The 24503-nt window shown below is 60.2% G+C and carries 26 protein-coding genes and 1 tRNA gene; 13 read left to right on the top strand and 14 right to left on the bottom strand.

Translation table 11 applies throughout. From position 1 onward, the window contains the following. Positions 1-56: 56 nt before the first annotated feature. From BLU46_RS09245 to BLU46_RS09230, 4 genes are all read right to left on the bottom strand, one after another. A complete protein-coding gene (locus BLU46_RS09245; protein ID WP_063032716.1) occupies positions 57-1025 on the bottom strand; it encodes a FecR family protein in 969 nt (322 codons plus the stop codon). Next, complete coding sequence (locus BLU46_RS09240) at positions 1022-1561, bottom strand: RNA polymerase sigma factor (protein ID WP_093200868.1); 540 nt, start codon at positions 1559-1561, stop codon at positions 1022-1024. Before BLU46_RS09240 ends, BLU46_RS09245 begins: the two co-directional genes overlap by 4 nt. A 206-nt stretch (positions 1562-1767) precedes the next feature. Then, positions 1768-2655, bottom strand: coding sequence for a dihydrodipicolinate synthase family protein (locus BLU46_RS09235; RefSeq protein WP_093200863.1), 888 nt, complete (start codon positions 2653-2655; stop codon positions 1768-1770). A gap of 28 nt (positions 2656-2683) precedes the next feature. Then, positions 2684-3466: an aldolase gene (locus BLU46_RS09230; RefSeq protein ID WP_076015980.1), complete on the bottom strand. Its 783-nt coding sequence runs from the start codon at positions 3464-3466 to the stop codon at positions 2684-2686. 104 nt (positions 3467-3570) lie between these two features. Here BLU46_RS09230 and BLU46_RS09225 point away from each other — a divergent pair, with 104 nt between their 5' ends. Next, positions 3571-4113, top strand: a complete 543-nt coding sequence (locus BLU46_RS09225) for a helix-turn-helix domain-containing protein (RefSeq protein ID WP_093200858.1) — start codon at positions 3571-3573, stop codon at positions 4111-4113. A gap of 297 nt (positions 4114-4410) precedes the next feature. After that, complete coding sequence (locus tag BLU46_RS09220; protein ID WP_093200084.1) at positions 4411-5352, top strand: IS110 family RNA-guided transposase; 942 nt, start codon at positions 4411-4413, stop codon at positions 5350-5352. 720 nt (positions 5353-6072) lie between these two features. Here BLU46_RS09220 and BLU46_RS09210 read toward each other — a convergent pair. Continuing rightward, positions 6073-7089, bottom strand: a complete 1017-nt coding sequence (locus BLU46_RS09210) for a DUF4917 family protein (RefSeq protein ID WP_093200854.1) — start codon at positions 7087-7089, stop codon at positions 6073-6075. A 127-nt stretch (positions 7090-7216) separates the two neighbouring features. Between BLU46_RS09210 and yiaY the strand changes: the two genes are divergently transcribed. Next, the gene (gene yiaY, locus BLU46_RS09205) at positions 7217-8365 is read left to right on the top strand and encodes an L-threonine dehydrogenase (RefSeq protein ID WP_093200850.1); all 1149 of its coding nucleotides are present in this window, start codon (positions 7217-7219) and stop codon (positions 8363-8365) included. On the opposite strand, the gene BLU46_RS09200 is transcribed toward yiaY, so the two are convergent. Next, positions 8332-9519 (bottom strand): MFS transporter, encoded by a 1188-nt coding sequence (locus BLU46_RS09200; protein ID WP_093200846.1) that lies wholly within the window; start codon positions 9517-9519, stop codon positions 8332-8334. The genes yiaY and BLU46_RS09200 overlap by 34 nt on opposite strands. Positions 9520-9634: 115 nt before the next feature. On the opposite strand from BLU46_RS09200, the gene BLU46_RS09195 reads away from it, so the two are divergent. The 6 genes from BLU46_RS09195 (at position 9635) to BLU46_RS09170 (ending at position 15716) form a co-directional block, all read left to right on the top strand. After that, positions 9635-10309 carry an NAD(P)H-binding protein gene (locus BLU46_RS09195; protein ID WP_093200842.1) on the top strand — a complete coding sequence of 225 codons (675 nt, stop codon included), beginning with the start codon at positions 9635-9637 and terminating at the stop codon, positions 10307-10309. Next, positions 10310-11221 (top strand): LysR substrate-binding domain-containing protein, encoded by a 912-nt coding sequence (locus BLU46_RS09190; protein ID WP_093200838.1) that lies wholly within the window; start codon positions 10310-10312, stop codon positions 11219-11221. It begins immediately after the preceding gene. A 235-nt stretch (positions 11222-11456) separates the two neighbouring features. Next, entirely contained in the window at positions 11457-12650 is a 1194-nt protein-coding gene (locus tag BLU46_RS09185; protein WP_093200834.1) for a CaiB/BaiF CoA transferase family protein, read from the top strand. Then, complete coding sequence (locus BLU46_RS09180; RefSeq protein ID WP_093200830.1) at positions 12647-13585, top strand: hydroxymethylglutaryl-CoA lyase; 939 nt, start codon at positions 12647-12649, stop codon at positions 13583-13585. Before BLU46_RS09185 ends, BLU46_RS09180 begins: the two co-directional genes overlap by 4 nt. A 59-nt stretch (positions 13586-13644) precedes the next feature. Then, a complete protein-coding gene (locus BLU46_RS09175) occupies positions 13645-14976 on the top strand; it encodes an MFS transporter (RefSeq protein ID WP_063032695.1) in 1332 nt (443 codons plus the stop codon). A 212-nt stretch (positions 14977-15188) separates the two neighbouring features. After that, positions 15189-15716, top strand: a complete 528-nt coding sequence (locus BLU46_RS09170; RefSeq protein WP_063032693.1) for a DUF4142 domain-containing protein — start codon at positions 15189-15191, stop codon at positions 15714-15716. A 55-nt stretch (positions 15717-15771) separates the two neighbouring features. Here the strand turns inward: BLU46_RS09170 and BLU46_RS09165 are convergent, their stop codons facing one another. The 4 genes from BLU46_RS09165 to BLU46_RS09150 form a co-directional block, all read right to left on the bottom strand. Beyond that, positions 15772-16197 (bottom strand): low affinity iron permease family protein, encoded by a 426-nt coding sequence (locus tag BLU46_RS09165; protein ID WP_063032691.1) that lies wholly within the window; start codon positions 16195-16197, stop codon positions 15772-15774. 109 nt (positions 16198-16306) lie between these two features. After that, positions 16307-16789 carry a methylated-DNA--[protein]-cysteine S-methyltransferase gene (locus BLU46_RS09160; RefSeq protein ID WP_093200822.1) on the bottom strand — a complete coding sequence of 161 codons (483 nt, stop codon included), beginning with the start codon at positions 16787-16789 and terminating at the stop codon, positions 16307-16309. Between the two features lie 89 nt (positions 16790-16878). Continuing rightward, the gene (locus BLU46_RS09155; protein ID WP_063032687.1) at positions 16879-17211 is read right to left on the bottom strand and encodes a hypothetical protein; all 333 of its coding nucleotides are present in this window, start codon (positions 17209-17211) and stop codon (positions 16879-16881) included. 88 nt (positions 17212-17299) lie between these two features. Next, a complete protein-coding gene (locus BLU46_RS09150; protein ID WP_093200817.1) occupies positions 17300-18199 on the bottom strand; it encodes a LysR family transcriptional regulator in 900 nt (299 codons plus the stop codon). Between the two features lie 95 nt (positions 18200-18294). Between BLU46_RS09150 and BLU46_RS09145 the strand changes: the two genes are divergently transcribed. From BLU46_RS09145 to BLU46_RS09130, 4 genes are all read left to right on the top strand, one after another. Next, on the top strand, positions 18295-19458 hold the full coding sequence (locus tag BLU46_RS09145) for an MFS transporter (protein ID WP_093200812.1): 1164 nt from the start codon (positions 18295-18297) through the stop codon (positions 19456-19458). Beyond that, the gene (locus BLU46_RS09140; protein WP_093200808.1) at positions 19455-20648 is read left to right on the top strand and encodes an MFS transporter; all 1194 of its coding nucleotides are present in this window, start codon (positions 19455-19457) and stop codon (positions 20646-20648) included. The genes BLU46_RS09145 and BLU46_RS09140 overlap by 4 nt, the downstream gene beginning before the upstream one ends. 606 nt (positions 20649-21254) lie before the next feature. Beyond that, the gene (locus BLU46_RS09135) at positions 21255-21494 is read left to right on the top strand and encodes a DUF6124 family protein (RefSeq protein WP_093200803.1); all 240 of its coding nucleotides are present in this window, start codon (positions 21255-21257) and stop codon (positions 21492-21494) included. An 80-nt stretch (positions 21495-21574) separates the two neighbouring features. Beyond that, entirely contained in the window at positions 21575-22024 is a 450-nt protein-coding gene (locus BLU46_RS09130; protein WP_093200799.1) for a GNAT family N-acetyltransferase, read from the top strand. Between the two features lie 105 nt (positions 22025-22129). Here BLU46_RS09130 and BLU46_RS09125 read toward each other — a convergent pair. From BLU46_RS09125 to BLU46_RS09110, 4 genes are all read right to left on the bottom strand, one after another. Next, positions 22130-22203: transfer RNA gene (locus BLU46_RS09125), tRNA-Gly, on the bottom strand. A gap of 137 nt (positions 22204-22340) precedes the next feature. Continuing rightward, positions 22341-23225: an alpha/beta fold hydrolase gene (locus BLU46_RS09120; protein ID WP_093200795.1), complete on the bottom strand. Its 885-nt coding sequence runs from the start codon at positions 23223-23225 to the stop codon at positions 22341-22343. Between the two features lie 305 nt (positions 23226-23530). Further along, a complete protein-coding gene (locus BLU46_RS09115; RefSeq protein ID WP_093200792.1) occupies positions 23531-24223 on the bottom strand; it encodes a pseudouridine synthase in 693 nt (230 codons plus the stop codon). Next, entirely contained in the window at positions 24223-24435 is a 213-nt protein-coding gene (locus tag BLU46_RS09110) for a cysteine-rich CWC family protein (RefSeq protein ID WP_063032670.1), read from the bottom strand. The genes BLU46_RS09115 and BLU46_RS09110 overlap by 1 nt, the downstream gene beginning before the upstream one ends. Positions 24436-24503: the final 68 nt, after the last annotated feature.

The following is a 24503-nucleotide window of genomic DNA, read 5'->3' as shown; positions in this document are numbered from 1 at the left end:
GAAAAATAATCCTCACATGCGAATGCAAAATATTCTCAAGTGAGTGTGTCGAGGGATTATTTTCGAGGCTCAATCCTGATATTGCCGTCGGCCAGGGCCACGGTTTTCACTGGTAGCAGGGCGGGGAGGGCGTTGAGCAGGGCGTCCGGATCATTCACGTCCAGATTGCCCGAGACCTTCAACTGCGCCACCGCGCTGTCCACCAGCAACGGCGCCTGTGGCCGGTACAGGCTCAACTCGTCCATCAGGCTGGCCAGCTCGCGATTACGAAACGATACGTGCCCGCCGCGCCAATCGGCGACCTCGCCGGCAGTGAGGGTTTGCTGTTGCAGGGTACCCTTGGCATAACTGAACGTAGCGCGCTGATCGGCGCCGAGCAGGGTGGCCGGCAGCTTGGAGTCCGGATCGAACGCCACTTGCCCGTGGGCCACGCTGACCACCAGTTGCTGCTTGCTGCGCCGCACATCAAAGCCGGTGCCGACCACTCGCACATTGGCTTCGCCGGCCTGCACGTACAGTGGCCGTTCCTTATCGGGTGCCACCTCGATATACAGCTGGCCCTGATCCAGATGCACGATGCGCTGATGACCGTTGAAGTCCACCCGCAGGCGCGTGTTGGCGTTGACGTACAAGGTGCTGCCGTCGGGCAAATGCAAGGTGCGCATCCCTTTGGCATGGGCCGCGACCTGGGCGTGAAACAGCTCGCGCGGGGCGCCGATGTTGCTCGCCAGCAGGGCACATACCAGGGCGGCAGCTACCGCCAGGGCCGGGCGCCAGGCGGGTGTCTTGCGTACGGGCAGCGGTGTGGGTTTGTTCAGTTGCTGCAACTGGGCCAGGTCGGCCCACAGCTGTTCGAATTCAGCATAGGCACGGGCATGGGCCGGCTCGGATTGCCAGGCTGCAAACGCCTTGCGGTCAGCGCGGCCCGTATCATTGCGGTTGCGCGCAAACCAGCTGGCGGCCTGGGCATCGATGGAGTCGCTGGCCTCGATGTCACAGGTGTCGATATCGCTCAGGCGGGTCATTCTGGCTGCTCCTTGCCCTGGTCTTGTTGAAGTCGCTGCTTGCAATGCAGCAGGGCAAAAGCGATGTGCTTTTCCACCATGCTGACCGAGACGCCCATGCGCTCGGCGATCTGCGCCTGGCTCAGGCCTTCGAAGCGGTGCAGCATAAGGGCTTCTCGTCTTCTGGGCGAGAGTTCAGAGAGGACTTCTTTCAACTGTTCCAGGCGTTGCAGGCGTTGCGCGGCGGCCATGGGATCGTCTCGCGAGTCGCTGACAGGCTCGGCATCCAGTTCGGCCTGTTGCTGGTGGACGGTGTGCCGCACCTTTTGTTTGCGCCAGTGATCGCGCAGCAGATTGCGCGCCATCTGGAACAGAAATGCCCGTGGCTGCTCGACCTGAGCCCGGTCGCGATAGTCCAGCCATTGGGTGAAGACATCCTGGGTCATGTCTGCCGCGTCGCTGGCGTTATCCGTGCGTTTGCGCAGGAAATGCAGGATATCTGCATAAAACCTGCGAAAGGCATCGGCCGACAGCGGGTCGGGCTTGGGACGAGACATGGATATCCTTCTTGACGAAGCACGACGTGGAAAAGTCGTGAATGATATCGAGAATTATTGTCATTTGTCTCTATTGAAGTGCTAGAGGTGAATGCCGGACAGATGTGGGAGCGGGCTTGCTCGCGAAGGCGGTGAGTCAGTCGACATATTAATTGACTGACCCACCGCCTTCGCGAGCAAGCCCGCTCCCACCTTTGGATGGCGTTTCAGCGCAACAGGGTCAGCAGCTCTTGCAACTGAACACGGCCAGGCTCACCCAGCGGGAACACCGGCAACCGTGGATCCCCCGACTCCAGCCCCGTCAGCCGTAAACCGGCCTTGATCGTCGCCGGCAAGCCGCCTTTGAGGATGAAGTCCAGCAACGGCAACTGGCGATAAAACAGTTCCCGCGCTTTCTCCAAGTCATTGGCCAACACGGCTTCATACAAATCCAGGTTGAGCTGCGCAATCAGGTTCGGCGCCGCCGTGCACCAACCCTTCGCCCCTGCGGCAAACGCCTCCAGTGCCAACGGATTGCAGCCGTTGTAGAACGGCACCTGGCCCTCGCTGCGACGATGCAGTTGGTGCATGCGCTGAATATCGCCGGTGCTTTCCTTGACCATGGTCACGTTGTCGACGCTGTCGACGATGCGCAGGATCAAGTCCACCGACATGTCGGTGCCGCTGGTGGCCGGGTTGTTGTAGAGCATGATCGGCACACCGATGCTGTCGCCAATGGCCGCATAGTGAGCGAGGATTTCTGCTTCGCTGAGTTTCCAATACGAGGCTGGCAAGACCATCACCACGTCTGCGCCGTGAGCTTCGGCAAACTGCGCGCGACGCACGGCCTTGGCGGTGGTCAAGTCGGAGACGCTGACGATGGTCGGCACGCGTTTGCCCACTTTCTGGAGACTGTAGGCGGCGACTTCATCCCACTCGGCATCGCTGAGGTAGGCGCCTTCGCCGGTGCTGCCCAGCGGAGCGATAGCGTGCACGCCGCTGTCGATCAGGCGGTCGATCGAAAGCCCCAAGGCGTCCAGGTCAATGCGCTGGCCGTCGGTGCTGAACGGGGTGATGGTGTAGCCGATAATGCCGTGAATAGAAGGGCTGGACATGAAAAAGTCTCCGGTCGAAAAAGGGGTTTCAGTTCAGGCAATCGGCGTGTTGACGCAGGTTCTGCCGAGCGTAGTAGTTGAACGCAGCGCCGTGGCGCTTGGGCTTGGAAATCCAGTCATGGGCTTCGCGGCCCAGCTCCGGCAGGATCGGTTTGATCGTGCCAGCGGCCATCGCCAGCAGCTGCAACTTGGCGGCACGTTCGATCAACTGTGCGATCACACAGGCTTCCTCGATGCTCGCCCCGGTGGACAATTGGCCGTGGTGAGAAAGCAGAATCGCGCGTTTATCCCCCAGGGCGGCGGTGATGATTTCGCCTTCTTCGTTGCCCACCGGCACGCCGGGCCAGGCTTCTAGGAACGCGCAGTCTTCGTACAAAGGGCAGAGGTCCATGTGCGATACCTGCAGCGGCACTTCCAGCATCGACAAGGCAGCGATATGAGTCGGATGAGTGTGGATGATGCAGTTCACATCAGGGCGACCGCGGTACACCCAGCTGTGAAAACGGTTGGCCGGGTTGGGCATGCCGTGGCCTTCCAACACTTCCAGGTCTTCGTTGACCAACAGCAGGTTGCTGGCGGTGATTTCATCGAAACCCAGGCCGAGTTGTTGGGTGTAATAAGTGCCCGGAGTGGGGCCGCGTGCGGTGATCTGCCCGGCCAGTCCGGAGTCGTGGCCGTTTTCGAACAGGATCCGGCAGGTGAGTGCCAGCTTTTGCCGGTCGGTCCACGTATTATCCGCCAGGGTGTTTTGCATCTGGCTCAGCGCTTGCTTGACCAGTTGGTCTTTCGGGAGTGCTAATGTCTTGGCCATATCAGTGTCCTTGTTCGTCGCAAATGACACGAAAGAGACTATATGACACAAAGTGTCATTGGCAAGCATTCATCATCGCCTCTTTAATGGATTAACCGCTGCACATGTCTATCCGTTTGAAAATACTGAGAAAAAAACTTGGCGTGACCTTGGAGTCGCTCGCGGAAAAATCCGGGATGACCAAGAGTTACCTGTCGAAGGTTGAGCGCGGGCTGAATACGCCTTCGATTGCTGCGGCGCTGAAGTTGGCCAAGGCGTTGAATGTGAAGGTTGAAGAGCTGTTCAGTGAAGACAACGTCAGTCTCGACAGTTACAGCCTGGTGCGCAGCCATGAACGGCAGGCGTTGTCGGGCACCGATGCGTCACCAGGGTATGCGGTGCTGGCGCATCAGGTCAGTGAGCGCAGTTTATTGCCGTTTATCATTTACCCGCCGGCGGAGTTCACCGACAAGACCTTCAAGGAGCATTTGGGGGAGGAGTTTTTGTTTGTGCATGAAGGCCAGGTTGAGGTGGATTTCATGAGTGAGCGGGTGGTGTTGAATCGTGGGGATGCGTTGCATTTCAATGCGCAGAAGCCCCATCGGATTCGGTCGGTGGGGGAGGTTCAGGCGCAGCTTTTGGTGGTGGTGCATAGTGCTGAGGAGTGATGGTGGGGTGGGGGCATATCCGTTATTTAGGTAACGGCCGCCTATGGTTCCGCTCTTACAGCGGCTCACTTTTGAAAAGCGCAAAAGTAAGCAAAACGCTCTTGCCCCACCACTCGGCACCTCGCTTAGGCTCGGTGTGCCCTTGTAAGATTATTTTCACCTGCTTCAGACCGTGGTGCCCTCAGATTTCAAGATCGTGAGTGAGCATGGGTCGAAGCAGGTTCTTTTCTAAACTAGTCCGAACGGTTGCCTGGGCGTAAAGCCCGATTCTGCAAGGTTGGACGTGAGGAAAACGCCATGGACCATGACTCTGCGTTCGTCGGAATTGATGTTTCCAAAAACAAGCTCGACTCATTCGTCAGCACTACTGGCCAAGTCGAGCAGTTTTTCAATACTCCAGAAGATATCCAGCGTTTAGCTAAGCATCTCAAGGCTCAGATGCCCGCTTTAGTGGTGCTGGAAGCAACTGGCGGATATGAGCGGCTTGCCGCTGCCGAGCTTTGCGCTGCTGGATTACCAGTCGTTGTTGTCAATCCCCGTCAGGTCCGTGATTTCGCTAAGGCTACCGGACGGCTGGCTAAAACCGACGCTCTGGATGCCCAGGTGATTGCGGAGTTTGCTCAGGCGGTCAAACCCGAAATTCGGGAGATGCCAGATGAACACGCTCGTGAACTGGCAGATCTACTGACTAGACGCCGTCAGCTTATCGATATGATCGTGGCGGAGGAGTCTCGACTGAAACAGGCGGTATTCAAGGCGCTTCGACGGGATATCAAGGCACATATCGTCTGGCTTCAAAAGCGTCTTAAAAGTACAGACGATGACTTGCACGAAGCGATCAAAGCTTCGCCGGCCTGGAAGGCCAATTATGATTTGCTGCGCGAGGTCTCAGGTGTTGGCAATGTGCTCGCACTTTCGCTGCTGGCGATGGTTCCTGAGCTAGGCAAAGTGAATCGCAAACAAGTGGCTGCATTGGTTGGTGTGGCCCCTTTTAACTGCGATAGCGGCCTGTACAAAGGACGTAGACGGATATGGGGTGGTCGAGCTGAGGTGCGAAGTGTGCTTTACATGGCTGTCTTGTCCTCGAAGAGCCATAACCCGGTGATCGAGAGGTTCTACAACCGTCTGCTTGCTGCAGGGAAGACGAAGAAAGTGGCGCTGGTTGCATGCATGAGAAAGCTGCTGACGATCCTGAATGCGATGGTCCGAGATCAAAAACATTTCGCTGAAATGGCTTGAGATTCGACACGGTTGCTCACTCCGGCTTTGGACCGTGGGCCGCCGCGATGGGCCATCCTTGGCCCAGCGCGGCTAACCCGGCGTCCTGCCGGGTTACCCACGCTCCAAAGCCTGCGTTCGGCCAGCGTGGTTTAACGGGGCGCCTAAGATCAAAATCAAGATCAAAAGCAAGAGCACAGCGGCCTACCGGCCGGCTTGAGTGTTGAAGAGCAAAAGCCAAATCAAAATCTAAAGCGGGCACGGTCAAATGTGGGAGCTGGCTTGCCTGCGATGGCATCACCTCGGTGTGCCTGAAAAACCGAGTTTTCTGCATCGCAGGCAAGCCAGCTCCCACAGAAAAGCAGCTTTGCTTTCGCTCTGGTCTTTGCCTTTGCTTTTAACACTCAAGCCGGCCGGGAGGCCGCTGTGCCCTTGCTTTTGATTTTGATCTTGATCTGCGGGCCCCGTTAACCACGATGGCCGCAAGTAGGCACGGTGGTGCGGGTAAATCGGCAAGGATGCCGATTTAGCCGCGCCGGGCCATGGATGGCCCGTCGCGGCGGCCCGCGGAGCCGTGCCGGAGTGCGGGCATGCCGAGCCTAGGCGAGGCACCGAGTGGTGGGGCAAAGACCTTTTGGTTACTTTTGGGGCGTTTGCCAAAAGTGACCCGCTGTAAGAGCGGAACCATAAGCCGCCGTTACCGCAGCAACGGATATGTACACCCCACCCCACCCCACCCCATCACCGCTCCACGGGCACCGAAAACCCCGAATTCCCAAGCGCATGACTACGCGCATCAAAAAACCGCAACTCCACATCCACCCCCTCAAACAACGCCGCAAAACGCCGCTTCTGCTGCTGAATAAACCCCGCACTGCGCCCAAACACCGAAATCGCCAACATCGTGACCTTCGCCTGTCGAATCGCCTGCACCAGATGCACATCCTGCGCGCCGAGGTGATGCCCGAAGATGCACAGCGCGCCCTCATGACTCAACAACTGCTCATAACAGAACGACAAATAGTCAGAACTGCGAATGGTCTTCAGCTTCTCCTCAACCTTCCCCTCGCTGACAAACAACGGCACATCATCCAACGTCTTGATCGTGTTGTTGATCGCAAAACTGCTAAGCAACGTACTGTCAGTGGTCGGCAATTTACGCGCCGTACCGTCAAGGTTACGCACCAGGTGCAAACCACCATGCAAATACAAAATGCGCGTGCCGTCGGTGACGGTATTGCGCAGGTCAAAGCTCGCATCCGCACTGCGAAACAGATCATCGATGCCCGGCGCCTGCAGGATCGCCCAGTAGTTGAGCAAGTCGTAATTGCTGGTGAATACCGTCGGATAACTCGCCAACTCCTGATGAATCGTCGCCAGCGTCGAAGGCTTCACCAGGCGCCACGGAATGTGCACGCTGTGGATCGTATTGATCAGCGCTTCCTTGATCGCGTAGTAGCGATTACGCGGCGCCGCCGAGCTGACCGCCAAGGCCTTGTTGACCCGGCTGGTGGTTTTCAACGCGCCCAGCACCTGTTCGAAACTGCGGGTCTGCATCGCGTCAAACACGCTGAGCTCGGACTGGCTCAGGGGTTTTTCTTCCACGGTGCGGGCGTTTTCGAACAGTGAGTCGTAGGCAAAGTCTTCCCACACTGCGCGGCTGGCGCCGTTGCCGATCAGGATCCCGCTGAAGGCGGTACTGCTGCGCAAGGCGTTCCAGTCTTCAAGGTGGGCGTCAAAATCCTGGGAATCCTTCATTGCGGCGGGTCTACTCAAAATCGGCTGGGCGGTGACTTTATCACGAGCGGGCGTTGATCCTGGTCAAGATGCCGCAGGCAATCGAGGTCGATGCTGTAGGCATAACGACTTTCGAGGATTTGCCACCATGAGCAGCACCTTCTTCATTCCATCCGTCAACATCATGGGCATCGACTGCCTCGACGAAGCCATGACTGCGATTCGCAACTACGGTTTTCGCAAGGCGCTGATCGTCACTGACGCCGGGATGGCCAAGGCAGGTGTCGCCAGCATGATCGCCGAGAAACTCGCGATGCAGGACATCGACTCGGTGATCTACGACGGCGCCAAGCCCAACCCGAACGTCGAGAACGTCGAAAAAGGCCTGGCGTTGTTGAAACAGAGCGCCTGCGATTTCGTGGTGTCCCTGGGCGGTGGCTCACCCCATGACTGCGCCAAGGGCATTGCCCTGTGTGCGACCAACGGCGGGCACATCGGCGATTACGAAGGTGTCGACCAGTCGGCCAAACCGCAACTGCCGCTGGTGGCCATCAACACTACCGCTGGCACTGCCAGCGAAATGACCCGCTTCTGCATCATCACCGACGAAACCCGTCACGTGAAAATGGCCATCGTCGACCGCAACGTCACGCCGCTGCTGTCGGTCAACGACCCGGCGCTGATGGTCGGCATGCCCAAGGGCCTGACTGCCGCCACCGGCATGGACGCACTCACCCACGCGATCGAAGCCTACGTGTCCACCGCCGCCAACCCGATCACCGATGCCTGTGCGATCAAGGCCATCGAACTGATCAGCGCCAACCTGCGGATTGCGGTGCGCGACGGCCAAGACATGGCCGCCCGGGAGAACATGGCGTATGCGCAGTTCCTTGCCGGCATGGCCTTCAACAATGCGTCCCTGGGGTTCGTACACGCCATGGCGCACCAGTTGGGCGGGCTCTATGACCTGCCCCACGGCGTGTGCAATGCGGTGCTGTTGCCCCATGTGCAAAGTTTCAACGCCAGCGTCAGCGCCGAACGCCTGAGCCATGTGGCACGGGCCCTTGGCGCAGACATCAAAGGGACGTCGGTTGAAGAGGGCGCTCAGGCGGCCATCGCGGCGATTCGCAGCCTGTCCCAGGATGTGGAAATTCCTGCCGGGCTGCGGGAGCTGGGCGCCAAGTTGCAGGACATCCCGCTGCTGGCGTCCAACGCCCTGAAGGACGCCTGCGGCCTGACCAACCCACGGCGCGCGGATCAGCGTCAGATTGAAGAGATCTTTCGCAGCGCGTTCTGATCAGCCCTGGCCATGGCGACGCACAGCAGTGCGCCGCCCGCCAGCGCCACGCATAACACCGCCAACGGCCAGGCCTGCTGACTCGCCAACAGGCTGGCCACCCCGCCGATCGCCGCCGCCATCAACTGATGCATGAAACCGCTCAAGGCCATGGCGTAGGAGCCGCTCACCGGCGACTCATCATTGGCCAGCGACAGGCTGATGGGATAACTCATCGACTGCCCGAACACCGCCAGGCAATACGGCAGCCACAACAGGATCGCCAGCCCGTTGGCAAACAGGCTGCCCAGCAACATCGTCGCGCTGCCGCACACCACCAACGCTACGCCCCAACTCATCATCGATAGGCGCCCGGTACGGGCGACCAGGCGATTGACCATCAATGCGCCCGCCAGATACGCCCCGCTGATCGGCCAGCCGAGCCAGCCATATTGCGCGGCGCTCCACTGGAAATGGCCCTGCAAGATCAACGGTGCGCAGGTGTTGAAGGCGATGATCACCCCATAACCCAAACCGCCCGCCAGCGCAGGCCGCAGGAACGCCGGATGGCGCAGGATCGTGGCGTAGATGTGCCAGGCCGAGACGTGCCCGGCGGCTTTTTCCAAAGTCGGAAACACCACCCGTTGCAGCGTAATCATCAAACCGACAGCCGCCATCGACAGCCCGTAAAAGATCGCCTCCCAGCCAAATGCCACTTGCAACAGCGAGCCCACAAACTGCCCGATGCCCAGGGCGATCACGAATGTCATCCCCAGCCACGACAAGCCTTTAGCCAACAGGGCACCGCTGAAACTGTCGCGAACCAACACCCGCGCCATCACCGACACACCGCCCGCGCCGAGGCCTTGAACCAGCCGCAGGCCGAGGAACGATTCGAGGCTGTAGGCGGACGGAATCGCCGCACTGGCCAGCGCGTACAGCGTCAACGCGGCCAGGAGCACCGGCTTTCTGCCCAGGCGCTCACCGAGGCTGCCCCAGAGCAGCATCGGCAACGCCATACCGATCAAATACACCGCCAGGGCCAGGGCCACCTGATCCTCGGCGGCTGGCAATGCGTGGGCAATTGCCGGTACGGCGGGTAGGTAACTGCTGATGCCAACCTGGGACAGAAAGGCCGCGCTGCAGGCGATGGCGAGGGTCGTGGTGCTTTTCAAGGGGCAAAAGATCCTGTTGGGCAGTAAGCTGCAAGCCGCAAGCTACAAGCTGCTAATGTGTTTGTCTCTACCTGGCAGCTTGAAGCTAACCGCTTGTCGCTTAGGAACCAACCTTATGAGAGTTCTATTATTCGGCGCCACCGGCATGGTCGGCCAAGGCGTGTTGCGCGAGTGCCTGCTGGCCAGTGACGTGCAGGAAGTCGTCGCCGTCGGCCGTACCGCGCTGACCCAGGAACACGGCAAGCTGCACCAGGTGCTGCATGCCGATATGTTCGACTTCCAGCCCCTGGAGCATCTGCTGCAAGGCTTCGATGCCTGCTTCTTTTGCCTGGGCGTTTCCTCGGTGGGCCTGGACGAAGTCAAGTACACCCATTTGACCTACGACCTGACCCTGGTGGCCGCCAGCACCCTGGCCCGGCTCAATCCGCAGATGACCTTCATCTACGTATCCGGCGCCGGTACCGACAGCAGCGAAACCGGCAAAACCATGTGGGCGCGGATCAAGGGCAAGACCGAGAATGCCCTGCTGCGCCTGCCGTTCAAGGCCGTGTACCTGTTCCGTCCCGGGGTGATCCAGCCGTTGCACGGTGTGCGCTCGAAAACCCCGCTCTACCAGTCCATCTACACCGTGGTCGGCCCGTTGTTGTCACTGCTGCGCCATGTGCGGCCGGCCTGGGTAGTGAGCACTGAAACCGTTGGCCGCGCGATGCTCTCGGCCGTCCGGCACGGCGCACCTCTGCCGGTGGTGGAGCAGGCCGATATCAATCGCTTGGCCACCGAGCGCGCCTAGATGCTGCACAAAAGCCTGGTCCGTCGCCTTGACCTGATCACCCTGCAATTGTTTGTGGCGGTGCATGAAGAAGGCACGCTGACCCGCGCCGCCGCCCGCGAAGCCATTGCGGTCTCGGCCGCCAGCAAGCGTTTGATGGAGCTGGAACAGGTGCTGGGCGTGAGCCTGTTTGTGCGCCAGGCCAAGGGCATGCAGCTCACGGCCGCCGGCGAGACCTTGCTGCACCATGCGCGGCAGATGCTGTTCAACGTCGAGAAGATGGGCCTGGAGCTGGGCGAACACAGCCACGGCGTGCGCGGTTATGTGCGGATGCTGGCGAACCTCTCGGCGATCATTCAGTTCCTTCCGGAAGACTTGCGCGACTTTTCCGCGCTGCACCCACAGGTCAAAGCCGACCTGGAAGAGCGGCCCAGCAATGGCGTGGTCCAGGGTGTGATTGACGGCGTTGCGGACCTGGGCATCTGCTCCAGCGACACCGATACCAAAGGCCTGCCCGGCGTGACCTATCGCCGGGACAAACTGGTGGTGCTGATGCCGGCAGATCACCCGTTGGCGTCGCGCAAGACCCTGGCGTTCGCCGAGACGCTGGACAGCGACTACGTGGGGCTGCATTCCGCCAGTTCGATCAATATGCGCACCCATGCGGCGGCGCGGGAGGCGGGTAAGGTGTTGCGCCTGCGGATCCATGTGCCGGGCTTTGATGCCATGTGCCGAATGGTCCAGGCCAACATGGGCATCGGCATCCTGCCGCAAAAGGCCTACGAGTTGTTTGGCCGGGCACTTGGGCTGCACGCGGTACCGCTGACGGATGCCTGGTCGGATCGCAGCCTGATCCTGGTGGTGCGTGATGAGGCGCAGCTGTCGCCGGTCAGCCGGCTGTTGTTCGATTATTTGCGTCGGGAGCAGGGCTGAGCGAAACACTGCAGGCCTCATCGCGGGCAAGCCCGGCTCCCACAGTTGACCGAGTTGTTTGGGGAAAAATCGATCCCCTGTGGGAGCCGGGCTTGCCCGCGATAGCGATTTAAAGAGCGCCCAAAATCCTCGACCCTTCGCATTTCGCGAACGCTCGTTGCCAACTGACGGTTGGATTTCTACTGCCTGCGTCCTCTAGCCTTGGACCACATTCCAAGAACAAGAGGTACACCCCATGACGGCTCCCCTGAGCGGTATCAAGGTGATCGAGATCGGCACCCTGATTGCCGCGCCCTTCGCCGCCCGGCTGATGGCCGAGTTTGGCGCCGAGGTGATCAAGATCGAAGCCATGGGGCAGGGCGATCCGCTTCGCAAATGGCGAAAGCTGCATGAAGGCACGTCGCTGTGGTGGTACCTGCAATCGCGCAACAAGAAGTCCCTGGCCCTGGACCTTAAGTCGGCAGAAGGCCTGGACCTGGTCAAACAATTGCTGGGCGACGCCGACGTGCTGATCGAAAACCTGCGCCCCGGCGGCCTGGAAAAACTCGGTCTCGGCTGGGACGTGCTGCACGCCCTCAACCCCAAGCTGACGTTGGTGCGTATCTCGGGCTACGGCCAGACCGGCCCCTACCGCGACCGTCCGGGCTTCGGTGCCATCGGCGAGGCCATGGGCGGGATTCGCTACACCACCGGCAACCCGGATTCGCCACCGGCGCGGGTGGGCGTGAGCCTCGGTGATTCCCTGGCGTCACTGCACGGCGTTATCGGCGCGCTGATGTCGCTGCTGCGGGTCAAGACCGGCCAGGGCGACGGCCAGGTCGTCGACGTGTCCCTGGCTGAAAGCGTATTCAACCTGATGGAAAGCCTGGTACCGGAATACGACATGCTCGGCCATGTACGCGAACGCAGCGGCGGCGCCTTGCCCGGCATCGCACCCTCGAATACTTACCTGACCGCCGACGGCGCCTATGTGGTGATCGCCGGCAACAGCGACCCGATCTACAAACGCCTGATGCTCGCCATCGGCCGCGCCGACCTGGCCGAAGCGCCGGAGTTTGCCCACAACGACGGCCGTGCCGCCAAAAGCGGCCTGCTCGACGCCGCCATCACCCACTGGACCAGCAGCCTGCCCATCGACCAGGTGCTCAGCGCCCTGGAAGTCGCCGAAGTACCGGCAGGGCGCATCTATTCAGTGGCCGATATCGTCGCCGACCCACACTACCAGGCCCGCGATATGTTGCTTAGCGCCGACCTGCCCGGCGGCCTCACGGTGAAGATGCCCGGCATTGTGCCCAAGCTGTCGGAAACCCCCGGCGCGGTGAACTGGCAGGGCCCAAGCCTTGGCCAGCACACCGATGCAATCCTCGGCGACCTGGGCTTGAGCGGGGCCGATATTCAACGCCTGAAAACCTCGGGAGTGGTGCAATGAAAAGCTATTCCGATGCCTTGATCGTGCAGGAAGTCTCGCCCCGGGATGGGCTGCAAATCGAGCCGACCTGGGTCGAGACCGTCGATAAGATCGCGTTGATCGACCAACTGTCCCTGGCGGGTTTTTCCCGGATCGAAGCCGGTTCGTTTGTTTCACCCAAGGCCATTCCCGCGTTGCGCGATGGCGAGCAAGTGTTCCAGGGCATCACCCGTCGCCCCGGGATTATCTTCGTGGCCTTGATCCCCAATCTCAAGGGCGCCCAGCGCGCCGTCGAGTCCCGGGCTGATGAGTTGAACCTGGTGATGTCCGCCAGCCAGACCCACAACCTGGCGAATATGCGCATGCGTTGCGAAGCCTCGTTGGCGGCGTTCGGCGACATCGTGAGTTTTGCTGCCGACTATCCGGTGCGCCTCAACGGCAGCATCGCCACCACCTTCGGCTGCCCGTTCGAGGGCAAGATTGATGAAGACCGTGTGCTGCAATGGGTCGACGCCTACCGCGAGTTGGGCATCCAGGGCATCAGCCTGGCGGACACCACCGGCATGGCCAACCCGCGTCAGGTCGAACGCCTGGTCACGCGTGTGCTGGAGCGTATTCCGGCGAGCGACCTGACCCTGCATTTCCACAACACTCGCGGCCTGGGTTTGTGCAACGTGCTGGCCGCCTACGAGGCCGGAGCGCGACGGTTTGATGCGGCACTGGGCGGCCTCGGCGGCTGCCCGTTTGCTCCCGGCGCGTCGGGCAATATCTGCACCGAAGACTTAGTCAACCTGTGTGACGAAGTCGGGATTCACACCGGTATCGACCTGCCGCACTTGCTGAAAATGTCGCGACAACTGCCGGCCCTGCTCGGCCATGAACTCCCGGGCCAGGTGGCCAAGGCCGGGCGCAATTGCGACCTGCATCCGCCACCGGCCTACATCGCCACCTTGTAAGCCGCCACCAGACAACAAAAACAATCGGACGCCTGCGAGCAGTCCGCTGGAGAGAAACAATGAGCCTTAATACGTTGGAGGCCGGCGTGCGCCCGGCCGCTGAACACGATGCGGAAAAAGCCTTGGTCAGCAAGGTCGCCTGGCGCCTGATGCCGCTGATCATGATCTGCTACCTGTTTGCGTTTTTTGACCGCATCAACATCAGCTTCGCCAAGTTCCAGCTGCAGACCGACCTGAGCCTGAGCGACACCGCCTACGGCCTCGGCGCCGGGCTGTTTGTGGTCGGCTATGTGATCTTCGAAGTGCCGAGCAACATGATGCTGTACAAGGTCGGCGCTCGCCGCTGGATCGCGCGCATCATGATGTCGTGGGGGCTGGCGACGGCCGCCATGGTGTTCGTCACGGCCGAATGGCAGTTCTACGGCCTGCGTTTCATCATCGGTGCGATGGAGGCAGGGTTCGCGCCGGGCGTGTTGTATTACCTGACCTTGTGGTTCCCGCAGCACTACCGTGGGCGCATCACGTCGATGCTGTTCCTGGCCTCGGCGTTTGCCGGGCTGGTGGGCGCGCCGTTCTCCGGGCTGGTGCTGGAACACCTCGATGGCGTGCTGCAAATGCGCGGCTGGCATTGGTTGTTCTTGCTCGGTGGTTTGCCTTGCGTTGGCCTGGGTTTCCTGGTGCTCAAGTTGCTCAAGGACCGCATCGAGGATGCCCACTGGTTGACCTCGGCGGAGAAGACGTTGCTGGCCAGCCGCATTGCCGTGCATGAACCCCACAAGAGTGGCGGCTCATTGCTGGCAGCACTCAGGATTCCCGGCTTCCTGATGTTGGGCTTTATCTACTTCCTGATCCAGGTAGCGTCCTACGGCCTGAACTTCTGGGCGCCGCAATTGATCCGCAGCGCCGGCACCCAGAGCCCGGTGATGATCGGTCTGCTGACGGCGATTCCCTACGTCTGCGGCGCTATCAGCATGGTGGTGATCGGACGCTTGTCGGACGCCACCGGCGAACGCCGCAAGTTCGTCAGCGGCCTGGTGGCGCTGGGGGCGGTGGGGTTCTTTTGTGCGGGGATCTTTGCGGATCACACCACGTTCCTGATCGTCGCCCTGAGCTTGCTGGGCGCGGGCATCATCGCCTCAATCCCGACCTTCTGGACCTTGCCGCCGAAGCTGTTGGCCGGTGCCGGCGCGGGCGCGGCGGGCGGGATTGCGGTGATCAACACCTTGGGCCAGTTCGGCGGCATCGTCAGCCCGGTGATGGTCGGCCGGATCAAGGACCTGACCGGCAGCACCACGCCGGCGCTGTATGTCATCGGCGTGTGTGCGTTGCTGGCGGCGGCGCTGTTGCTGTGGGGCTTGCCGCAGAAGCTGCGCACCCTCGACAAGCGCTGATCAGCTGGCAGTGAGCCACGCCGGGTGGAGACCCGGCGTTGAAGTGGTTGAATGGGCAGGTGCAGGGAGCATTGTCGGACCCGTTTGGCAGCAAGACCTGAGGACCGTTCGTCGCACTGGCAAGTTTTTTCTAAACCTTTATCGCCCTGAAAATTCAGATTCAGAGCGGGGCTCGTTTCCCTGCACCTGTTTATTACCAGGAGGAACCCATCATGAGCCGCATGGTTATCCGGTTACGCACCGCCAGTTTCGCGATGCTGCTGGGCCTCGGCGCCAGCAGTGCTTTCGCCCAGTCGCCTGCCGATTTCATCGAGCAGGCTTCGGCCAAGGGCATGGCCGATATCGAGACCAGCCGCATGGCACACGCCAAGACGTCGTCCCAGGAAATCAAGGACTACACCATCGAAGTCATCAATGAACGCACCCTGGCCAATCAGCACCTGGCGGCCATTGCCAAGAAGCTCGACTTGCCGGTGGCCCCACGGGACAAGATCGTCGACAAGGCCGAATCGTTGATGCCCGAGCTCAAGGACGGCGATTCGTTTGACGCCGCCTACACCGCCGAGCAGGTCAAGGCCAATGAAGACGCGATCGCGCTGTTCAAGCAGGAAGGTGCCGAGTCTGACATTCCTGAAATAAAGGCCCTGGTGGATGAGACCCTGCCCAAGTTGGAAGAACGCCTGGAGAAAGCCCGGGCGTTGGCGTCAACTTACGGTAAAGGTCACCAAGGCGACGGTTGATTGCGTTGAGTACTTCATAAAAAACGGCGGCTGGATCACTCCAGCCGCCGTTTTTTTATGCCTGGTTAAAGTCCGTCTTGGGGCGGTCACCGTCATTCGGTGTTTCGGTCACCAGTGTGGTGACGGTGATGGTTTCGCTATCCCCAATGGTCTTGTATTCCTTGCGTAATTTCTCCAGTTCCTTGCGGTCCATGCCGTCCAGGCTCAACACGGCGTTTTGTGCGTCCTTGGTGGCGCGTAGCAACTCGTCGATCTTGATATGCAAAATATCGTTGTCGCGGTTTTGCGTGTTCTGGATCAGGAACACCATCAGAAAGGTGATGATGGTGGTGGAGGTGTTGATGATCAGCTGCCACGTGTCGTTGTAGTGGAAATAAGGCCCGCTCAAACTCCACAGGAGGATCAACCCCACCGCCGCGTAGAACGTGCGGGCGCTGCCTGCCCAGCGGGACAGGGATTGAGAGATGGCGGAGAATTTCATAACCGTTTTCCTTAAAGGGTGGGTGATGAAAATACTGACCGCAGGCGTGCGCTGAAATTTCTTTTTACAATTGAGGGATTGAACAAAGTTATACAGTTTTTGCCGGGATTCAGGCGTGCTCCTCCAGCTCCAGCAGATACTGCTTGGCCTCAAGCCCACCGGCGAACCCGGTCAGCCCGCCCGAGGCACCAATCACCCGATGGCACGGCGCCACAATGGAAATCGGATTGCGCCCGTTGGCTGCGCCGACGGCACGCACTGCCTTGGGGTTACCGATCTGTGCGGCAATCTGGCTGTAGCTGCGGGTTTCCCCGAACGGGATGGTCAACAGCGCCTGCCAGACTTTCTTCTGGAAGTCGGTGCCGGCAAAGTCCAGTTCCAGCTCGAAACGGTTGCGGGTACCGGCGAAATATTCCTTCAACTGCCGCTCGGTTTCCTGCAACACCGGGCTGTTATTGGCCTCTTGCAGGGCACCCAGGCGAACACGGTTGGGGCGTTCTTTTTCCCAGAGGATGGCGGTGAGTTTTCCGCCACGGGCCACGAGGGTCAGTTGGCCGACGGGGGAGGGCATGTATTTGTATTCATAGGACATGGTCGGGCTCCTTGAGTGGGTATGGCTCTACTGTAGATAGGCCGGCCCATGGTGGAACTACGTTTCTTGCGGTCGAATTCGCGAACGACTTAGAGGTTCCAGTAAACCCAATCGGCGTAATACGGATACCCGTAAAGCCACGAGAACCAGTACAGCGCCTTGAGTACCGATGCCGTACCAATGACAAAAAATGAAGCGATGTTGAACAGCGTGATGATCACGGCAAATACGGTTACACGTCGGCTGGCATGCAGTTGGGCAAAACGGGCGCCATAAACGGAGGCTGTGATGGACGCCAGCACCAACACAAGTCCCAGCGGAAAGGGCAGCCTGAGAAACGAGAGCAGCAGAGGCGCGATCAGCACCCAGCCCAGTACTTTGCGCAGTACGGGTTTTGGAGTGCGTTGTGCGGGAGGGAGCATGCCGGTTCCTGATTCAGAGGTGACGGGTGAGCATCATCGTGGCCTTGGTTCGGTGTGGCATTCGGAGTTTGCTTAATCGTGAAAGTGCCTATCGGATAAACAAAAGTTCATCAATCACCTTCATGAATGCTTCAACCATCAAGCTTCGCCCTTCGGCTCGGGTGAGAACCAACAGCTGCGCATACGCATCCAGATCCACCAACGGCCGATACGTCACGCCCTTATTCATCAAACTCTGAGTACATTCCGGTACCAGCGCCACACCTTGTCCCGCCGCCACCAGTGCAATGATCGAGGTAATTTGCCGCCCCGACGGCCCGGCCCGCAGTGGCAAACCCTTATGCCGATATAGCTGTTCAATGGACTGGTTAAGCCCGGAGCCATAATCGGCTGGAAACAGAATCAACGGATACCCACTCAACTGCGCCAGGCTGACCTCGGCCTGGTTGGCCAACGGGCTGTCGCTGGACACCGCCGCCACCAGCCGCTCCTCACCCAACGACAACGCTTGCACCTCAGTCTGACCTTCCTGGGGCAGTAACCGGCTCAAGCCGATATCCAGGCGCCCATCAGCCACCTGCGCGCCCAGGCTCCCGGAGGCGCATTCCACCAGCGTCAATTGCACATCGGGAAAGCGTTGGGCGAAGGCCTGAATCGCCTGGCTGAACAAATCCGAGAGGGCTATGGAACTCACGTAACCCAGCGCCAGTTGCCCGGCGGTGCCTGCGGCCAGTTTGCCGGCGATGACTTCGGCGAGGTCGACCTGCTCCAGCACCGCCCGTGCGTAGGGCAGGAACGAGCGGCCCTGAGGCGTGAGCGAAACCGTGCGACTGGTGCGGTCGAACAGGCGAAACCCCAATTCAGCCTCCAGCGCGGAAATCTGCCGGGTCAACGGCGGCTGGGCCAGGTGCAGGCGAATGGCGGCGCGACCGAAGTGCAATTCTTCGGCGACGGTCAGAAAGTAACGCAGCTTGCGTAGGTCGAGCATCCTGGCCCCAGGGTATTGATCGGTCCGAAATCGGTATTGGTCTCGGGTGTGCGGGTCATTCTATAAAGGCCGCAGATAATAAAACGAGAGGTTTCATGAAACCGCGCCTGCATTGTGCCCGTCTTGCCCTGTTCCTGTGTGGCTGCGCGGCGTTTCTCAACCTCTACGCCACCCAGAGCATTTTGCAGACGCTTGCCGCCAACTTTGAGGTGAGCGCCAAGGCTGCCGGTTGGAGCATTACCGTCACCACCTTGGCGGTGGCGCTGACCGCGCCGTTTGTCAGCCGCCTGACCGGGCGGTTTGAGCAACGCACCGTGATCTCGGTGGCCGCGCTGTTGCTGGCGGTGCCGGCGCTGATGACTGCCTATGCCAGCAGCTTTGCCGAACTGCTGGTGTGGCGCTTTATCGAAGGGATGCTGATTCCGGTAGTGTTTGCCACCAGCGTGGCTTATATCGGTGATCGTTGGCGCGGCGGCACCGTGACCGAGGTCACCAGCCTCTACGTGGCCGGCACCGTGCTCGGCGGGTTTGCCGGGCGCTTCGTCACCGGGGTGATGACCGAGTATGTCGGCTGGCGTGAAGCCTTTGAGCTGTTGGCGGTGTTGAGCCTGATGGTGGGCGGGTTTATCCAGTTTCTGCTGCCGGGCAATCCACCCCGAGCTGCGCGACCGTCAACCACCTGGGCTGACGTGCTCGGCACGCCGCTGCTGGCTGCCTACGCTGTAGGGTTTTGCGTGCTGTTCTCCCAAGTGGCGACGTTTACCTACGCTGGCCTTTACCTCAGCCAAGCCCCGTTCGACCTTGGCCCGGCGGCGCTGGGCACGATCTACATGGTGTTCCTGCTGGCCCTCGTAGTCATTCCCGTTGCCGGGCGCCTGAGCAAATCCCGCCCGCAATCCGAACTGCTGACCGCCGCTGCGGCACTTGGCGTCTGCGGCTCGGCCCTGACCTTGGTGCCGTCCCTGTGGTGCATCGTACTGGGCCTGGCCCTCAGCTCCACCGGCGTATTCCTCGCCCAGGCCGCCGCCAGCGCCTTCACCACTGCCACCGCCCGCCACAACAAGGCCGGTGCCGTGGGCCTGTACCTCACCTGCTATTACCTCGGTGGCAGCTTCGGCGCCATCGTCCCGGCGTTGATCTGGGGACGCTGGGGCTGGACGGGGTGCGTAGCGCTGATCATCGGTTTCCAGTTGCTGTCACTGCTGATCGCCCTGACGGGCTGGAAGCCCCTCCAACCTGAACTGAGCAAGACCTCATGAACGACGCCGTTGCCTTGCCCGTGCCCGAGACTTCCGCCCGCCGCCGCTCGCTGATTGCAGGGTGCAGCGCCCACGCCATTCACGATGGCCTGACCGATGTGATCTACGTGCTGCTGCCGATCTGGCAAGCGCAGTTCGGCATGACCTACGCCCAGATCGGCCTGCTGCGTGGCGCTTACTCCGGGATGATGGCGGTGTTCCAACTGATGGCCAGTCGCGCCGCCAAACGTTGGGGGCGTATGCCAATGCTGGTGGGCGGCACGGCGCTTGCCGGTGTTGCCTATCTGTTGGCGGGGCAGGCGACCGGGTTGGGCATGTTGTTGCTGGCGCTGGTGTTGGGCGGGCTGGGGGCGAGTACCCAGCATCCGCTGGCTTCTTCGATGATCACCGATACCTACGAGAACGGTGGTGGGGTCAAGGAAGCGCTGTCTCAATACAACTTCTCCGGAGACATTGGCAAAACCCTGGTTCCCGGGTTGGTGGGGCTGTTGCTGACGGTCATCAGCTGGCGCTCCAGCGTCACGTTGTTGGGCCTGCTGGGATTGGCGGCAGCGGGGTTGCTGTGGTGGCTAATACCCACGCAGGCGGCGTCATTGACTTCCGGAAAGTCCGCCAAGACTTTGATCGGAAGTGGCTCGGTCAGCGGTCTGCGTGCGCTGATCGTCACGGGCACACTCGACAGCGCCGTGCGCATGGGCTTTCTCACGTTTTTGCCCTTTCTTCTGCAAGCTAAAGGCGCTGGTACTGCGGGCATCGGTCTCGCGCTGACCATGCTGTTTATCGGCGGCGCCTTCGGCAAGTTGCTTTGCGGCTACCTCGGCGCACGTATCGGCATGATGAAAACCGTGTGGCTGACGGAGACCAGCACCGCGCTGTTGATCGTCGCGGCGGTGTACCTGCCGTTGACCGGTTTGATGGTGATGTTGCCGGTGTTGGGGCTGGCGCTAAATGGTACGTCTTCGGTGCTCTACGGCGCGGTGCCGGATCTCGCTGGCGCAGGTAAACGAGAGCAGGCGTTTGCGGTGTTCTACACCGGCACCATCGGCGGCGGCGCACTGGCGCCGGTGCTGTTTGGCGGGCTGGGGGACTCGATGGGCGTGCCGGTGGCGGTGATGGTGCTGGCGGGGATGTTGTTGCTGACCTTGCCGTTGGCGTGGGTGGTGCAGCGGGGAGTGGTGCTCGAGAGATAGCCGTCTTTTCGGATGGTGAATTCAGTTCCTTGTGGGAGCTGTCGAGCCTTGGCGAGGCTGCGATGGGATCGCTGCGGTGTACCTGGCAGACCGCGCCGCCTGCATCGCGGGCAAGCCCGGCTCCCACAGGGAGTGCATTCCAGATTTGGGAGCGACACCGCTCTAATGTGGGAGTTGTCGAGCTTTGGCGAGGCTGCGATGGCCTTGCCTGAGTGCCACGAAAAATCACTGCCCTCCAGAGGAATAAGCGGTTCATGATCAATCTTGTTGCCAGAGATTGCCGGCTTATTTGGGCGAGCAAGCAGTGATGAATATTGCGGCTTTGCCTACACAACCATCAGAATCGTCCCGGTTGTGCGCCTTAGGCGACCTCTTTAAGGTTCGTCAGCCGCTGCCCATCAGCGGTCGGGTTTAGTAGCCCGATTTGATCAACGGCGTATCGCTGTGCCATTTCTCAGATGTTTCGGTGTCTGGTCTTGATGGTGGCTGTACGCGGGGCGCCCTTGGGCGCGCCGGTTTCGTTGATCAACCGGTCTACTAACCCGCGTATAGCCGCCACCCTTTGTTTAGTAGCTCTGGAAGGTGGTCCTAACCGAGGATCAACAGATGTGTACTGACTCGTATAACTCAGCCGTAAGAATCTTCAGCGTACGTCCCGAAATCGGCACCGATGCATTACTCGCCAACGCCTACGAAACCATTGCCGGCGCTGGAGCAATGACCAACGAATTTGCAGATAACCTGCCAGATGAGCATCGCTATCTGGCATTGGCAATTCAGCAAATGATTGAGCAGGGGCTTTTACTGGTAGAAACCGTGCAGGACCGAGTGGATCGGTTTTCTTGATTCTATAAAACGCTTTCCCTTCCAGGCCGCACATACCAAGGGAAGGGCAGCCGATTTTGACGTGTTGGGAGTCAGTACCGATGACCCGGAACAGCGAGACAAGCACAGCCCCGTCGGCCCGAGAGGCAACATTTGAAGACGTGAGTGCAATGGTTGAACTCGACGCTTTCGCGAAATCGAATGTCAGCCGTGGCGAGCTTATTCGCGAGGCCGTTGAGAGGCGTCAATGCCTGGTTGCAGTAGAGTCCGGCAGCGTCGTCGGCTATCTCGTACTTACCCATGGTTTTTTCGGGAATGGCTTTGTTTCACTGGTGGTTGTCTCTCCTGAACACCAGCGCAAAGGCATCGCGCTTCTGCTGCTTGTTGCCGCCGAATCCCTATGTAAGACGGATAAGCTCTTCACCTCAACGAACCGCTCAAACGTCGCTTCACAGCAACTCATATCCAAGGCTGGATTCTTGCGCAGTGGCGTTATTGAGAATCTGGATGAGGATGATCCGGAGCTTGTCTATTTCAAGTTTGTTCGGTGATCGGCAGCCTTCTCAAATTTCGAGCATAAAAAAACCGGTCACCAAGGACCGGTTTTTTTACACATCCCCCGTCAAAACCATCCTGACGCAGGACCAAAATCTGAGTGGAGCGGGTAGAGGGAATCGAACCCTCATCTAAAGCTTGGGAAGCTTTCGTTCTACCACTAAACTATACCCGCTCAGAGCGGCTGACTTTGTACCAGATGTGCTCGCGGATTTGAAGTTTTTCTTCGAAAATTCTGTGTTTTACGTGCCAACGGTCGGTCGTGGGCAGGCGGACCCCTATGGAAATCCAGCCCACCCACAACCCCACCGCTCATACGGCAAACGCATGCTGTGGCTGGGACGCGTGGTATCGCAGCCGACTTGGCTGCTGCTCCGGCCTCAGAAAGCCCATCAACGCCTCTCGGCTATCCCGGCACGCGGCCTTGTGCTCCATATCCAGAAAATGCCCGGTCGCCTGAATCGTGCCGAAGCTGCTTTTCGCAATATGCTGCCCAAACAGCTTCGCATCCTGGGCACTGGTGTACTCGTCCCATTCGCCGTTCAAGAACAACACCGGTATATCAATCTGCTTCGCCGCCTTGAGGTAGCACAGCCGGTCGCTGTTGAGCACGTGGCTGATGTGAAAGTGCATCTGCCCATACTCATGCTCGGCCAGGCTGCTCACGTGTTTGTAGTTGAAGCGTTTGAACAGCGACGGCAGGTGTTTGCCGATGGTGCTGTTGACCAGGTGGCCCACGCGGTCGCGGTCGAGGTTGCCGAGGTAGTCGACGCCGCGCTCCAGGTAGTCGCGCATCGGGGCGTTGATCACCGGGGAGAACGAGCTGATCACCGCCTTTTCCACACGACGCGGGCGGTGGGCGAGGGCGACGAGGGTCGCGGCGCCGCCCCAGGAAAAGGACAGCACGTGTTCGGCGGTGAAGTGGTCGATGAGCTCCAGAAGGATCTGGCCCTCGACTTCTTTCGTCAGCATATGCTCGTGGCGGTTGTGGATTTTTGAGCGACCGGCGTAGGGCTGGTCGTACAAAACCACGTTGAACGTCGGGTACAGGCTTTTCACGGTCTGGGCGAAAGACGCAGTGGTGGCCATTGAGCCGTTGACCAGAATGATGGTCTTGGCAGCTGCGTCCGCGCGATAGAACTCCGTGTAAACCCGATACTGACCCTGTATATCCAGCACAGCGATTTCTGGCCTCATGTCGTAAGACTCCTGGCAAGCGGGTAATGCGCGCAGATCACTCTGCACGAGCTTTGTGACAGGTAGGCATACGCCTGGAAGTGAGGGCCCATGTCGATCCGGTACTGGCTGGCCGACGGGTGTTGTTATGGCGGGCAATTTGCCGTGAGGTGCCCGCAGATCAAGCGTGCGGACGGGCAAAGTGTTTCTTGTAGGTAGGGGTGACTCGCCAGTCAGATTGCGGCTGGCTCGGTTGATTCAAGCATCAGGGATGCCAGTTCGCCAGTCGAAGGCGTGGGTTTTTGCCATCATCGGCTGAACGGTCATCAGACCTGTTGGATTTCAGCGTCTGTAAGCGCCCGGTACTGGCCTGGCGCAAGGGCTGAGTCTAATTCCAGCGGCCCCATGCGCACACGGTGCAGGCGGGTCACTTTGTTGTCGAAGTGCCCGAACATGCGCTTCACCTGGTGATAACGCCCTTCAATGATGCTCAGGCGCGCCGTTCTGGGGCTCAATAGCTCCAGTTCCGCCGGTTGTGTGGTGAGGTCTTCAAACGCGAAGTACAGGCCGGCGGCAAAGGTGGCGGCGTATTCCGGGCCGATGTCCTGCTCGGTCTCAACGTAGTACACCTTGGGCAGTTTGGTTTGCGGCTGGGTCAGGCGGCGCGACCACTGGCCGTCGTTGGTGATCAGCATCAGGCCGGTGGTGTTGAAATCCAGACGACCGGCGATATGCAGCTCGTGCTTGTCCGGTTCATCCAGCAGGTCGAGCACAGTGGGGTGTTGCGGGTCGGACGTGGCGCTGACGCAGCCCTGGGGTTTGTGCAGCATGAAGTAGCGCGCGGGTTTGCCGGCTTGCAGCACTTCGTCATCCAGTAGCACACGGCTGAACTCGCTCACCGGGTGATGCGGATCGCTGACGAATTGGCCATCGACGGTAATCCGCCGTTCCACCAGCAACAGGCGAACTTGCTTGCGGTTGAATCGGGGCAGGTTGCTGAGGAAGCGGTCTACGCGCATTACGACCGCTCGTTCCCGCGCAGTTGCTCGTCCACCTGGGCGCAGCGTGGGCACAGGCAGGCTTTGTTGCGCAGTTCCGGCGGCAAGGCTTCAAGCACGGCAGGGTCGATGCTGACGCTGTAGCACCAGCACGCCTGGTCGGCAGTGCGCGGGTCGGCCAAGGCGCAATCGTTGCGGGCGCCGCAGGCGGGGCAGAGGGTTGGCGTGGTCATCGGTCGGTTCAGGCTGTATCGGACAAGGTCCCGGTGAAACCCGGTGTGCCTTGCACGATACAGCCCCG

This window comes from Pseudomonas yamanorum, from assembly GCF_900105735.1.
Lineage (GTDB): Bacteria > Pseudomonadota > Gammaproteobacteria > Pseudomonadales > Pseudomonadaceae > Aquipseudomonas > Aquipseudomonas yamanorum.
The sequence above is the reverse complement of the archived record's forward strand: the minus strand, read 5'-3'. Positions and strand labels throughout refer to the sequence as shown.